This is a genomic window from Dactylosporangium sp. NPDC050688, from assembly GCF_040654515.1.
Taxonomy (GTDB): domain Bacteria; phylum Actinomycetota; class Actinomycetes; order Mycobacteriales; family Micromonosporaceae; genus Dactylosporangium.
Map to the genome: position 1 here is coordinate 1 of NZ_JBFAIC010000018.1, position 11,864 is coordinate 11,864.

The 11,864-nt window shown below is 72.9% G+C and carries 14 protein-coding genes; 12 read left to right on the forward strand and 2 right to left on the reverse strand.

Features of this window, described 5'->3' with window-relative positions; translation table 11 throughout:
- Positions 1 to 139: 139 nt before the first annotated feature.
- Positions 140 to 1,294: a zinc-binding dehydrogenase gene (locus AB0H83_RS19150; RefSeq protein ID WP_360095190.1), complete on the reverse strand. Its 1,155-nt coding sequence runs from the start codon at positions 1,292 to 1,294 to the stop codon at positions 140 to 142.
- A gap of 77 nt (positions 1,295 to 1,371) precedes the next feature.
- Between AB0H83_RS19150 and AB0H83_RS19155 the strand changes: the two genes are divergently transcribed.
- From AB0H83_RS19155 to AB0H83_RS19175, 5 genes are all read left to right on the forward strand, one after another.
- Positions 1,372 to 1,932, forward strand: coding sequence for a 2-oxoacid:acceptor oxidoreductase family protein (locus AB0H83_RS19155; protein ID WP_360095193.1), 561 nt, complete (start codon positions 1,372 to 1,374; stop codon positions 1,930 to 1,932).
- Positions 1,929 to 2,990: a hypothetical protein gene (locus AB0H83_RS19160; protein ID WP_360095196.1), complete on the forward strand. Its 1,062-nt coding sequence runs from the start codon at positions 1,929 to 1,931 to the stop codon at positions 2,988 to 2,990. The genes AB0H83_RS19155 and AB0H83_RS19160 overlap by 4 nt, the downstream gene beginning before the upstream one ends.
- Positions 2,987 to 3,757: a thiamine pyrophosphate-dependent enzyme gene (locus AB0H83_RS19165; RefSeq protein ID WP_360095199.1), complete on the forward strand. Its 771-nt coding sequence runs from the start codon at positions 2,987 to 2,989 to the stop codon at positions 3,755 to 3,757. The genes AB0H83_RS19160 and AB0H83_RS19165 overlap by 4 nt, the downstream gene beginning before the upstream one ends.
- On the forward strand, positions 3,754 to 4,464 hold the full coding sequence (locus AB0H83_RS19170; RefSeq protein WP_360095202.1) for a GntR family transcriptional regulator: 711 nt from the start codon (positions 3,754 to 3,756) through the stop codon (positions 4,462 to 4,464). The genes AB0H83_RS19165 and AB0H83_RS19170 overlap by 4 nt, the downstream gene beginning before the upstream one ends.
- Positions 4,465 to 4,672: 208 nt before the next feature.
- On the forward strand, positions 4,673 to 4,894 hold the full coding sequence (locus AB0H83_RS19175; RefSeq protein ID WP_360095205.1) for a 4Fe-4S dicluster domain-containing protein: 222 nt from the start codon (positions 4,673 to 4,675) through the stop codon (positions 4,892 to 4,894).
- A 21-nt stretch (positions 4,895 to 4,915) separates the two neighbouring features.
- Here the strand turns inward: AB0H83_RS19175 and AB0H83_RS19180 are convergent, their stop codons facing one another.
- Positions 4,916 to 5,971 (reverse strand): hypothetical protein, encoded by a 1,056-nt coding sequence (locus AB0H83_RS19180; protein ID WP_360095208.1) that lies wholly within the window; start codon positions 5,969 to 5,971, stop codon positions 4,916 to 4,918.
- Positions 5,972 to 6,168: 197 nt separating this feature from the next.
- Here AB0H83_RS19180 and AB0H83_RS19185 point away from each other — a divergent pair, with 197 nt between their 5' ends.
- From AB0H83_RS19185 to AB0H83_RS19215, 7 genes are all read left to right on the forward strand, one after another.
- Positions 6,169 to 6,987 carry a class II aldolase/adducin family protein gene (locus AB0H83_RS19185; protein ID WP_360095211.1) on the forward strand — a complete coding sequence of 273 codons (819 nt, stop codon included), beginning with the start codon at positions 6,169 to 6,171 and terminating at the stop codon, positions 6,985 to 6,987.
- 24 nt (positions 6,988 to 7,011) lie between these two features.
- Positions 7,012 to 8,262: an amidohydrolase family protein gene (locus tag AB0H83_RS19190; protein ID WP_360095214.1), complete on the forward strand. Its 1,251-nt coding sequence runs from the start codon at positions 7,012 to 7,014 to the stop codon at positions 8,260 to 8,262.
- 12 nt (positions 8,263 to 8,274) lie between these two features.
- Complete coding sequence (locus AB0H83_RS19195) at positions 8,275 to 9,048, forward strand: FCD domain-containing protein (RefSeq protein ID WP_360095217.1); 774 nt, start codon at positions 8,275 to 8,277, stop codon at positions 9,046 to 9,048.
- Between the two features lie 79 nt (positions 9,049 to 9,127).
- A complete protein-coding gene (locus tag AB0H83_RS19200) occupies positions 9,128 to 10,372 on the forward strand; it encodes an ROK family transcriptional regulator (protein WP_360095220.1) in 1,245 nt (414 codons plus the stop codon).
- A gap of 58 nt (positions 10,373 to 10,430) precedes the next feature.
- Entirely contained in the window at positions 10,431 to 10,553 is a 123-nt protein-coding gene (locus AB0H83_RS19205) for a hypothetical protein (RefSeq protein WP_360095223.1), read from the forward strand.
- Positions 10,554 to 10,649: 96 nt separating this feature from the next.
- Positions 10,650 to 11,024, forward strand: coding sequence for an ATP-binding protein (locus AB0H83_RS19210; protein WP_360095226.1), 375 nt, complete (start codon positions 10,650 to 10,652; stop codon positions 11,022 to 11,024).
- 147 nt (positions 11,025 to 11,171) lie between these two features.
- Entirely contained in the window at positions 11,172 to 11,861 is a 690-nt protein-coding gene (locus tag AB0H83_RS19215) for a hypothetical protein (RefSeq protein WP_360095229.1), read from the forward strand.
- The last annotated feature ends 3 nt before the right edge of the window (positions 11,862 to 11,864 follow it).

The window sequence follows — 11,864 nt, forward strand, 5'->3', positions numbered from 1 at the left end:
CCGGCGTCGGCCTGAGCTCCACCCTGAGCTGCTGATTCGCAGCCCTCCGCTGCGCTGCGGGCCGCTCATGCCGTCACCTCCGCTGCGCTCCGGCGCCGGTCCGAGCGGCGCCTACGTCCATGGTGACGCTCCGGGCCGTTCATGACCGGCCCCAGGGGCCGATGGTGACCTGGGCCGGGCCTGCCGCGCCGTAAGCGGCCTTGTCGCGGGTGATGTCCAGGGCCTTCGGCAGCGCGTCGACGCCGTCGAGGCGGTGGGTGACCAGGCGGTCGACGTCGACGTCGCCGCGGCGCACGAGCCGCAGCGCGTGCTCGAACGCGCCGGCGCCGGGGGAGTAGCCGCCCGCACCGGAGCGCGGGTGCAGCAGCGCCACCGCCCGTTCGCGCAGCAGCCCCAGCGGCGCGGTGGCCTGCCGGGGCAGGACGGCGACCATGACGATCCGCCCGCCGCGGCGCACGCACCGGGCGGCGAGGTCCAGCGTGGACGTGCCGGCGAGGCCGGCGCTCGGCGTGCCGCCCGCGGTCTCGAACACCACGTCGGCGCCGATGCCGCCGGTCGCGGCCAGGACCGCGGCGAGCACGTCGTCGGCCGCGTCCAGGACGAGGTCGGCGCCCGCCTCGAAGGCGAGCTGCCGCTTGGCGGGGCTGCGCCCGGTGACGATGATCAGGCCCGCGCCGCCGTGCCGGGCCACCTGGGTGTGCAGCACGCCCATGACGCCGGCGCCGAGGATCAGGACGCTGTCGCCGGGGCGGACGTCGGCGATGGCGTGCCCGTGCAGTGCCCCGGCGAGGGGTTGCACGGCCGCGGCCTGCGCGGCGGTGACCCCGTCCGGCACGGCGACCACGGACTTCGCCGGGACGGCGACCCGCTCGGCGAACGCGCCCGGCCTGGTGAAGCCGAGCACGCCGGGGGAGGGGCACGCGTCGGGCCGGTCGCGCCGGCACGCGGCGCACGCACCGCACGCCGCGGTCTCCACGGCGGTCACCCGGTCCCCGACGCCGAACCCGAGCCCGGCGGCGGCCGCGGAAGGCCCGCTCCCGCCGGCGGCGTGCGCCGCGCCGACGGCACTGACGACGCCGGCGAACTCGTGGCCGCCGAAGCGGGTCGGGCCGGCCGCGAGCCGGGCGGCGAGCACGTCGTGCATGGCGACCGGGTCCCCGGCGATCAGCATGCACTCCGTGACGCTCGGCTGGACGCAGGCGACGTCGATGACGACCTCGTCCGGCCCGGGAACCGGGTCCGGGACCTCCTCGACGGTGGCGTCGCCGAAGCCACGCAGTACCAAAGCCCGCATCTGGTGCTCTCCTCGACCGCTTGACGCTACGATCAGATTTTGTATTCAATATTCAAATCTCGTCAAGGGAGGCACGGATGGAGCGGGAGCTCATCGTCACCGGGGTCGGCGGGCAGGGCATCCAGCTGCTGGCCAAGACCCTCGCCCTCGCCGCCACCAGGGAGGGGCGCTACGCGATGCTTGCCGCGGACTACGGCGGCGAGATGCGTGGCGGGCCGTCCAAGGCCGGCGTGGTCGTCGGCGACGCCCCGCTGCAGGCCCTGCCGATCCTGCCGTCGGCCTGGTCGGCCATCTTCGCCCACCACCGCTTCTCGGAGGGCGTGCAGGACCGGCTGCGCACCGGTGCCATCGTCGTGGCCAACACCCCGCTCGTCGACCCCGGCGGGTTCCGCGCCGACCTGCGCGTGTTCGCGGTCGACGCGACGGGCACCGCCAAGGCGGCCGAGGCGCCGCAGGCGTCCGGGTTCGTGCTGCTCGGTGCGTACAACGCCCTGACGGAGCTGGTCCAGCCCGCGTCGCTGGCCGCGGCGATGGAGGAGCTGCTGCCGCCGTACCGCAGACAACACGCGCCCGCGAACGCCCGGGCGATCGAGGCCGGCGCGGCAGCGGTGGCGGGGGTGGCGGGGGTGCCGGCATGACGCTGCAGCTGCTCGAGGGCGGCGCCGCCATGGCCGAGGCCGCCATCGCCGCCGGGTGCCGGTTCTTCACCGGGTACCCGATGTCGCCGTTCACCGGCCTGCTGGAGGAGATGTCCCGGCGGCTGCCGGCGGCCGGCGGGGTATGCCTCAACGCCGAGAGCGAGATCGAGGGCGTCAACATGACCCTCGGCGCCGCCGCGGCGGGGGCGCGGGCCGCGACCGGCTCGTGCGGGCAGGGCATCGCGCTCATGCAGGAGGCGATCGCCGAGGCCGCGCTCAACGAGACCCCGTTCGTGGTGTTCAACCTCGCCCGCAACCAGCAGGACTACTTCCAGGCCACCCGCGGCGGCGGCTGGGGCGACTACCGCACGATCACCCTGGCCCCGAAGGACATCCCCGAGGCGGTCGAGCACACCCAGCTGCTGTTCCATCTCGCCGACAAGCACCGGGCGCCGGTGATGCTGTACGGCGACCCGCTGCTCGCCCAGACCCGCGTCGGCGTCGACATCCAGCCCCTCGACTTCGGCCCGCTGCCGGCGAAGGACTGGGCGCTGGACGGCACCGGCGGCGGCACCGGCCGCAGCCGCCAGATCTGGACGTGGGCCATGGGCAAGGCGAACGACCCCGGTCCCGGCCCCGACGGGCACTGGCGCGCGATCGCCGAGAAGTTCGACCGGATCGCCGCGCTGGAGCAGCGCCACGAGGAGTCCATGGTGGACGACGCCGAGACCGTCGTGGTCGCGTTCGGCACCGCGGCGAAGTTCGTCGAGCACGTCGTGGCCGGGCTGCGCGCCGAGGGGCACCGCATCGGCTGGTTCCGTCCCGTGACACTGTGGCCGTTCCCCGGTGCCGCGCTGCGGCGGGCGACCACCGGCGCCCGCAACGTCCTGGTCTTCGAGCTCAACGCCGGGCAGATGCTCGACGACGTGCGCATCCACGCCGACGACCGGGACGCCGTCCGGTTCATCGGCGGGGTCAGCATCGCCGAGTCCGGCCTGTCCTACGGTCCGCTGCTGGACGCCCCAGTGATCCGCGAACGAATCCTAGGTGCGACATGATCATTGACACGTCCGGGCCGCCGGTCGTTCCCGCGAAGCAGGTCGCGGACTTCAAGCCCAGCCTGCTGCTCGGTGAGCACTCGCTGTGCCCCGGCTGCGGCGAGCCCGTCGCCCTGCGCATCCTGCTGGAGGTGCTCCAGGAGCTCGACATCGTCCAGCGCAGCATCGGCGTCGTCGGGCACGGCTGCTACGGCAGCTTCGTGCGCATCATGGACGTCGACGTGCTGCAGTGCCTGCACGGCCGGGCCCCCGCGTGCGCCACCGGCATCAAGCGGGTCCGTCCCGGGGTCGCCGTGTTCACCCTGCAGGGCGACGGCGACATGGCCAACGAGGGCCTGCAGGAGGTGCTGCACGCCGCCGCCCGCGGTGAGAACATCACCTGCGTGATGCTCAACAACGGGGTCTTCGGCGACACCGGCGGCCAGCAGACCGCCACCACCGTGCTCGGCCAGCGCACCAAGACCAGCATCGACGGCCGTGACCCCGAGACGCACGGCTACCCGATCCCGCTCGCCGACCTCGTCGCGTCGCTGCGCGGCAGCGCCTACGTGGCCCGCGGCGCGGTGTCCACCGCCGCCGGCGTGCTGCAGGCCAAGCGGATGCTGCGCAAGGCGTTCCAGACCCAGCTCGACGGGGCCGGGTTCAGCCTGGTGGAGATCCTCACCATGTGCCCGACCGGCTGGTTCGTGCCGACCGCCGAGGGCCCCACCTACCAGCAGGGCACGATGGAGCAGACGTACGGCATCGGCGAGCTGGTGACCCGGTGAAGCTGCAGCGCGCCAACACCAGCGAGGCGGTCGCCGCGCACGTGCTGGACCTGTTGTTCGCCGGCGAGCTGCGCAGCGGCCAGCGCCTCGACCTGGACGAGATCGCCGAGACGCTCGGGGTCAGCCGGGTGCCGGTCCGCGAGGGCCTCATCCAGCTCGAACGCGACGGCCTGGTGGACCGCGCCCACTACCGGCGCGCGTTCGTCGGCGAGTTCGACGACGCCACCGTCCGGGAGGCGTTCGAGCTGTACGGCATGCTCAGCGCGCTCACCAACCGCCGGGTCGCGGCCCGCCGCGACCCGGCGGTCCTGGAGGCCCTGGCGAAGCTCGACGAGCGGCTCGCCGGCTGCGACGACCCGGCCGAGTTCGAGTCCATCGCCCGGGAGTTCCGCCGGGTCGTCAACGTCGCCGGGGCCCGCAACCACCTGCGGGCGCTGCTGCGCACGTTCAGCGGCCTGGTCCCGGCCGCGGCCCGGTTCTCCATCGACGACGCCCTGCCCGCCGAGCGGGCCGCGCTGCACGCCGAGTATGCCGCCATCCGCGACGGCGACGTCGAGGCCGCCGGCGCCGCCGCCCTGGCCCACCTGCGCCTCACCGCGGACAACGCCGTCGCCGCGCTGCGCCGCCGCGGCGTCTTCCCACCCTCCGATGAGGACAGTGCCGAGTGGACGGACGCGGCGGCCGTCCTGAAGGGAGCGCGAGCATGAGCGGCCAGCGGAGCGGCTCGGGCCGCTCATCATGTGGCAGTTTGGAGCTCAGGCCGGCGCCGGAGCGCAGCGGAGGGGGCGGCATGAGCGGGCCGCAGCGGAGCGAGGAGCCGCGAATCATGAGCGCAGTTTGGAGCTCAGGCCGGCACCGGAGCGCAGCGGAGGGGGCGGCATGAGCGGGCCGCAGCGGAGCGAGGAGCCGCGAATCATGAGCCGCGGCACGCTGGTCATCGACACGGAACGCTGCAAGGGCTGCGAGCTGTGCCTCGCCGCCTGCCCGCCCAACGTGCTGAGCATGTCGGCGACGGTCAACGAGCAGGGTTACCGGTACCCGGAGCTGCACGACGGCTGCACCGGCTGCACCGCCTGCCAGATCGTCTGCCCCGACTTCGTCTTCGCCGTCTACCGGTACACCCCGCCGCCGGCGTGACGGCGGGGCGCCGGCGGTCGGTCAGTTGGCGGAGTTGGCGCTGATCAGGAAGCCGGTGTCGACCCGCGCGCCACCGCTGGTGTAGCAGGCGACGTCGCGCACGATGATGTCGGTCGGCGAGTGCGCCCATGTCGTGAGCAGGTTGCAGAAGTCCGAAGTGCCGCCGGCCGCGGTCACCTGGACGTTGTCGGGCAGCACGGCCAGCCGCGGGAACGTGACCAGCGACAGGCCCGTTCCCGCGCCCATGAGGGTGTTGGCGCCGAAGCCGAGCTGGGAGTTGAAGTTGGTGGCCGGCGGCCCCACCGGCGGGCGGAACCACAGGTAACCGAAGTACTTCGGCGGCCACCCGGCGCCCCACAGCGACTGGTTGTACTGGTACGTGAGGGTGAACCGGGTCTTGAACGGCGCGCCGGTCGAGGTGAAGCAGGCGACGTAGGCGACCTGGCCGCCCGGGCTGGACGTCCAGTTGCGCACCTTGCACCGGGCGGGCGTGCTGTTGACCGCGGTCACCTGGAGGCTGCCGTCGATCGGCCCGGCGGTGCTCAGGCCGGGCAGCTTCACCTCGTACAGCCCGCCGCCGAGCGGGGTGACGCCGTTGACCGCGCCGGCGGAGTTGTACTGGTCGACCATCGTGCCGGTCGCGTCGTCGAAGTCGACGTAGCCGAACTCGCCGTTGATCGCGCCGGACGGGCCGGAGCTGGCCTCGAACACGGCGCTGAACGCGGTCGGCACGAGCGCGCCGCCGGGCTGCGAGCACAGCACGACGACGATCTCGTCCAGGCCGGACGGCCCCCATTTGACCGCCTGGCAGAAGCGCGGCCCGGCGTTGACGGCGGTCACGTGGACGACGCCGCCCTTGGCGGCCTGACCGGGGAACTTGATCGTGTAGACGCCGGCCGGGCCGGCTGCGACCGAGGTCGCGGCGGGCCAGGTCCCGGACGGGACGGTGGCGGCGCCGTTCCACAGCACGAACCCGTGGGCGTCGGGCAGCGCCGCGGCGGCCGGCGAACCGGCCGCGGCGACACCCCCGACCGTGACGAGCGACGCGGCGATCAGTACGTGGAGCGCTCTGCGCACGTGGATCCCCCTTCTGGCGGAAAGGAGCGGACATGACCCCCGAAGACAATCACGTCTGTCGATTGATCGGCACCGCTGCGACGCGATGCCGACAGTGCTGGCTCCCCGCCGGCCACGCCGCCCAAAAAACAACCAAGCGATTGCTTGATTCGCCGGTACCGGCGAGCTTAATCTTCTAAAAGATTTGGAGGTGAGCCGTGACACTCACGACAGCACCGCCCGGCTCGACGGACGCGCCCATGCGCGACGGCGGGACCGCCACCTGGTCGCCGCGGATCAGCCCGCCGATCGGGGTCGACCTCACCGAGCGGCAGGCCCTCGCCTGCGCGTTCCGCATCCTGGGGCACAGCGGCTTCAGCGAGAACATCGCCGGGCACATCACGATGGTCAGAAGCGACGGCCCTGACGGCGGTCCTGACGGCGCCATGTGGGTCAACCCGTGGGGCCTGTGGTGGGAGGAGATCACCGCGTCCGACCTGTGCGTCGTCGACCGCGGCGGCACCGTCCTGGAGGGCAGGTGGGACGTCACCCCGGCCATCCACATCCACACCGAGCTGCACCGCGTCCGGCCCGACGCCCGGGTCGTCGTGCACAACCATCCCTACTACGTCACCGTGCTGGCCGCGATCGGGGTGCTGCCGCAGATCGTGCACCAGACCGGGTGCATGTACGACGGTGACCTCGCCCTCGTGCACGAGTACACCGGCGAGGTCGACGACGCCGCGCTCGGCGCCGACCTGGCCCGCCGCATCGGCGACAGCTCCGTGGTCATCCTCGCCAGCCACGGCATCATCGTCACCGCCCCGACGATCCAGGAGGCGACGTACCGCTCGGCCAGCATCGACCGCGCCTGCCGCCTCGCCTACGACGTGATGCTGCTGGGCCGCGACCCGCTGCAGATCGCCCCCGGGCTGCGGCACGGGATGAAGAAGTCGCTGCTGGAGCGCGGCACCGACGTGTTCTGGGCCGGCGCCGTGCGCTCCCTGCTGCGCCGCGAACCCGAAGTACTCGACTGAAGCACAGACTGAGAGGCAACCGCCATGGCATCGATCGACGAGCTGCTGCAGAACACGGCGTTCACCGTCGCCGACCGGTCGAAGGTGACGTTCCTGCCGGACCCGCCCCGGCAGCCGCGCAAGTACACGTTCATCTCCGTCGACGACCACATCGTCGAGCCGCCCGACGCGTTCGAGGGCCGGATGCCGGCGAAGTTCGCCGAGCAGACGCCCCGGGTCGTCGAGCAGGACGGCAGTCACGTGTGGATCTACGACGGCAAGGAGTTCCCCAACGTCGGCTTCAACGCCGTCGTCGGCCGGCCCGTCGACGAGTACAGCATGGAGCCGAGCCGCTTCGACGACATGCGCCGCGGCTCGTGGGACATCCACGAACGCATCAAGGACATGGACCTCAGCGGCGTGTACGCCTCGCTGTGCTTCCCGTCGTTCCTGCCGGGCTTCGCCGGGCAGCGGCTGCAACTGTCCACGAAGGACACCGAGCTGGCCCTGGCCGCGACCCGCGCCTGGAACGAGTGGAACATCGAGGCGTGGTCCGGCGCGTACCCGGACCGGATGATCCCGTGCCAGCTGCCGTACTTCCTGGACCCCGAGGTCGGCGCGCGGGAGATCTACCGCAACGCCGAACGCGGCTTCAAGGCCGTCACGTTCACCGAGGCGCCGCACCTGCTCGGCCTGCCGTCGCTGCACACCGGGCACTGGGACCCGATCATGCGCGCCTGCGAGGAGACCGGCACCGTCATCAACCTGCACATCGGCTCGTCGGGCACGTCACCGTCGACGGCGCCGGACGCCCCGCCGGACGTCGTCGGCGTGCTGTTCTTCGGGTACTCGATGTTCTCCGCGGTGGACTGGCTGTACTCCCGCATCCCCGTCCGGTTCCCCGACATCAAGATCGTGCTGTCGGAGGGCGGTATCGGCTGGGTGCCCGGCCTGGTCGACCGGCTCAACCACATGCTGAGCTACCACCAGATGTACGGCACCTGGAAGGGCATCGAGCTCACCCCCGCCGAGGTGCTGCTGCGCAACTTCTACTTCTGCGCCGTGGAGGACCCGTCGTCGTTCGCGCTGCGCGACGTCATCGGCGTCGACCACATTTTCCTGGAGCAGGACTACCCGCACTGCGACTCGACCTGGCCGCACACCCAGCGCACCATCGAGGAGGAGATCGGCGGCCTGCCCGAGGCCGACGTGCGGAAGATGACCTGGGAGAACGCCTCCAGGGTGTACCGGCACCCGGTGCCACCCGCGGTCCAGGACGACCCGGACGCCTACTAAACTGCCGGACCCATGACCGATGCACCGCGGGGCGACCGGCTCGTCGAGCAGGTGGCCGATCACATCCGCGGGCAGATCCTGCGCGGTGAGCTCGCCGACGGCGCGCCGCTGCCCAAGTCCGAGGAGCTCATCCAGCGGTACCCGGTGAGCATGCCGACGTTCCGCGAGGCGATGCGGATCCTGGAGGCCGAAGGGCTCATCACGGTGCGCCGGGGGCGCCTCGGCGGCGCCGTGGTGCACCGCCCGTCGGCCGCCAACCTCGGCTACAACCTGGGACTCGTCCTCGCCGCGCAGCGCGCCGGCATCGACGACGTCGCCACCGCGCTGCGCCACGTCGAGCCGGCCTGCGCCGCCCTGTGCGCCGGCCGGCCCGACCGCGCCGACACCGTGGTGCCGGTGCTGCGGGCCCTGCACGAGGAGTACCTCGCCCGCATCGACGACCTGGTCGAGGTCGTCGGCGTGTCCCGCCGCTTCCACGAGGCCCTGGTCGGCCTGTGCGGCAACCCGCCGCTCATCGTGCTCGCCGGGGCGCTGGAAGCGCTGTGGTCCAGCCACGAGCAGGACTGGGCCACCCGGATCCGCGAGACGACCGGGGTACCGTTGAGTGAGCGCCGCGCCGCCGGCCGGACGCACGGGCGCATCCTCGCCCTCATCGAGCAGGGCGCCGTCGACGAGGTGCAACGGCTGGTCACCGAGCACCTCACCGACGCCCAGCGCAACCCCAGCCCGGCCGGCCCGTCGGCGGTGATCGACGCCGCCCTCATCCGCCGCCAGCCGCAGCCGTAGTCTTTCGAAAAGTGGTCCGATCCGCGTCCTCCGGCGCCACCATGCTGTGCGGAGGACGCGACGTCGGCTGGAGGCACCGATGGTGAGCATGACCGCGGCGCGACCGGTCCCGGAGCCGGTCGACCAGCTCGCCGTGCGCCGGGTCAACCTGAGCCGGACCCTGCGCCACATCCGCGTCAACGGGCCCGGCTCCCGCGCCGCGATCGCGGCCGGCACCGGCCTGCACAAGACGACCGTGTCGAGCCTCGTCGAGGAGCTGCTCGCCCGCCGCCTGGTGCGCGAGACCGGCCTGGAGCGCTCCGGCTCCGCCGGCCGCCCCGGCCGCGGCGTGGCCCTGTCCCCGCAGCTCGGCGCCGTCGGCATCGAGATCAACGTGGACTACCTGGCGGTGCACGGCTGCGACCTGACGGGCCGCACGATCGTGGAGCGCCGCCTCGGCTTCGACGCGCAGCGCCGCGACGTCGACGGCTGCCTGGCCGACCTGGCCACCGCCGCCGACCGGGCGCTCGCCGAGCTCGCCGCGCGGGGCGTCACCCCCGTCGGGCTCACCGTCGCCGTGCCCGGCCTGGTCGACGTCGCCCGCGGCGTGGTCGTCGTCGCCCCGAACCTCGGCTGGCGCGACGTGCCCGTGGTGTCCCGCCTCGCCGCCGGCCTCGACCCCGCGCTGCAGGTCGGCGTCGACAACGACGCGAACCTCGCCGCGCTGGCCGAGTACACGTGGGGCGTCGCCGCCGGCACCGACGACCTCGTCTACCTCACCGGCTCCGTCGGCGTCGGCGGCGGCGCCATCACCGGCGGCCGGCTGCTGCGCGGCGCCGACGGGTTCTCCGGCGAGATCGGCCACCTGCCGGTCGAGCTCGACGGGGACCCGTGCGGTTGCGGCCGGACCGGCTGCTGGGAGACCAAGGTCGGCCTCGCCGAACTGGTCCGCCGCATCACCCCCGAGTTCGCGTACGGCCTGGGCGACGGACCCGTGCCCGATCCGCGGGAGCGCATCGCCGAGGTCCGCCGCCGCCTCGACGCGCAGGACCCGGCGGCGCTGGACGCGGTCGCCGGCATCGGCCGCTGGCTCGGCCTCGGCGGCGCGATCCTGGTCAACCTGTTCAACCCGCGCGTCGTCGTGCTCGGCGGCTACTTCGCCGACCTCGCCGACCACCTGATCCCCGCCGCGCAGACCCAGCTCACCCGCCTGGCCATGGCCTCACCCGCGGCCCGCTGCCACTTCGTCGCCTCCGACCTCGGCTTCACCGCCGCGGCCCGCGGCGGCGCCGGCGCCGTGATCGAGCGCATGATCGACGACCCGTCCGCGGTGCCCCCCGGATAGCGGCGCCGCTCGGCCGAACGGACCTTCATCGCCGCGGAACGGCAGCCGCTTCGACCGGGTGGCGTTCACGCTCGGCGGCCCGTCCGGCCGGGCCACGTTCCACGGCGACGTCGTGTTCGCCGGTGACCCGCCGCCCGGCGTCGTCTGCCACGGGTCGGTCGGCGGGATGTCACCGGACTGAGCCCGGGGAGGAACGAGCCGAGGTCTCGAAGGCCGGCAATGGGCCCGGGGGAGGCGTGAGCGGCACCGTGCGGGGCATGCACCTCCAGAGGATGTTGTGGAGGTCGACGGTGGGCGTGCGCGGTGGGCAGGGCGGGCTGATCCGCCGGATGGTGCTGGCCACCGGTGTGCTGCTGCTCTTCGGCTGCCCGAGCCGGTCGAGGTCGCCGCGTACTACGCGGCCGCCGAGGCCCTCGCCAACGCCGCCAAGCACGCCCGGGCCAGCGTGGTCCGGGTCGGCGCGGCGGTGCGCGACGGGCGCCTCGAGGTGTCGGTGAGCGACGACGGCGCCGGCGGCGCCGACTTCGGGCGCGGGTCGGGACGGGTCGGCCTCGCCGACCGCATCGAGGCGCTGGGCGGCACGATGCGCCTGGACAGCCCCACCGGCGGCGGCACCCGCCTGCATGTGCGGCTGCCGGTCGAGCGGGACTGACCCGCCGCACCCCCCTTGCATGCCCCCTTCATCATTTGCTGCCGTCAATTGCGCGCCGTGCTGAGGCAGTGACGGACGCGTATGCTTCGGGCGGGTTTGCAGCCTCAGCGCCGCAGCGTTGGCGCACCGACAGTAAGAGAGCAGCCGATGAGCCAGGTCCTCCGCCGGAACGTGGCGTTTCTCGTCCTGCTGGCGCTCGCGGCCGGCACCGCCGCCGTCGTGTGGTTCGTCCTGCCGCACGACCGCGAGGTCAAGTCGCTGGGGATCTTCCTGTTCAAGCTGCTGCCGTTCATCTTCGCCACCGAGGCGATCGCCCGCCTGGAAACGGAGCTGGCCCGCCGGCTGCACCTGGTGCGGATTCTGGTGCCGATCATGTTCTGCGTGTTCTTCCTGTACTTCGTACCGAAGATCTTCTTCTATCTGGACGATTTCCCGACCGTGTACTACCACATTCTCGTGCTGACCCCGATCATCATCATGGCGCTCACCCTCGCGTACCGGCTGGGCGGCGGCACACCCGGCAACGCCCGGCGCATCGCCTACGCGATGCTGCTGATCATGGTGTCGGGCCTGGAGGACCTGGCGTTCCTGACGGTCAACGACCACACCGACCCGCAGTGGAGCACCATCCCCGACGTGTGGACCTGGGCGTCGCACATCAAGGTGTTCCTCGGCCACTACCCGAGCAAGTACGAGGCGTACGCCTTCATCGCCGTGCACGTCGTGCTCGTCGTGTTCGTGCTGGCGGCGCCGACCCGGTGGTTCACGCTCCCGCGCTCCCGGCGCCGCGGCGACCCGGCCGGCACCGGGACGGAGCAGGTCGAGGCCCGGATCTGAGCC

What these genes read in the sequence shown, in the direction of transcription:
- AB0H83_RS19150 (WP_360095190.1), bottom strand. Translation starts at nt 1,294, where the DNA reads ATGCGGGCTTTGGTACTGCGTGGCTTCGGCGACGCCACCGTCGAGGAG.
- AB0H83_RS19155 (WP_360095193.1), top strand. Translation starts at nt 1,372, where the DNA reads ATGGAGCGGGAGCTCATCGTCACCGGGGTCGGCGGGCAGGGCATCCAG.
- AB0H83_RS19160 (WP_360095196.1), top strand. Translation starts at nt 1,929, where the DNA reads ATGACGCTGCAGCTGCTCGAGGGCGGCGCCGCCATGGCCGAGGCCGCC.
- AB0H83_RS19165 (WP_360095199.1), top strand. Translation starts at nt 2,987, where the DNA reads ATGATCATTGACACGTCCGGGCCGCCGGTCGTTCCCGCGAAGCAGGTC.
- AB0H83_RS19175 (WP_360095205.1), top strand. Translation starts at nt 4,673, where the DNA reads ATGAGCCGCGGCACGCTGGTCATCGACACGGAACGCTGCAAGGGCTGC.
- AB0H83_RS19190 (WP_360095214.1), top strand. Translation starts at nt 7,012, where the DNA reads ATGGCATCGATCGACGAGCTGCTGCAGAACACGGCGTTCACCGTCGCC.
- AB0H83_RS19195 (WP_360095217.1), top strand. Translation starts at nt 8,275, where the DNA reads ATGACCGATGCACCGCGGGGCGACCGGCTCGTCGAGCAGGTGGCCGAT.
- AB0H83_RS19200 (WP_360095220.1), top strand. Translation starts at nt 9,128, where the DNA reads ATGGTGAGCATGACCGCGGCGCGACCGGTCCCGGAGCCGGTCGACCAG.
- AB0H83_RS19215 (WP_360095229.1), top strand. Translation starts at nt 11,172, where the DNA reads ATGAGCCAGGTCCTCCGCCGGAACGTGGCGTTTCTCGTCCTGCTGGCG.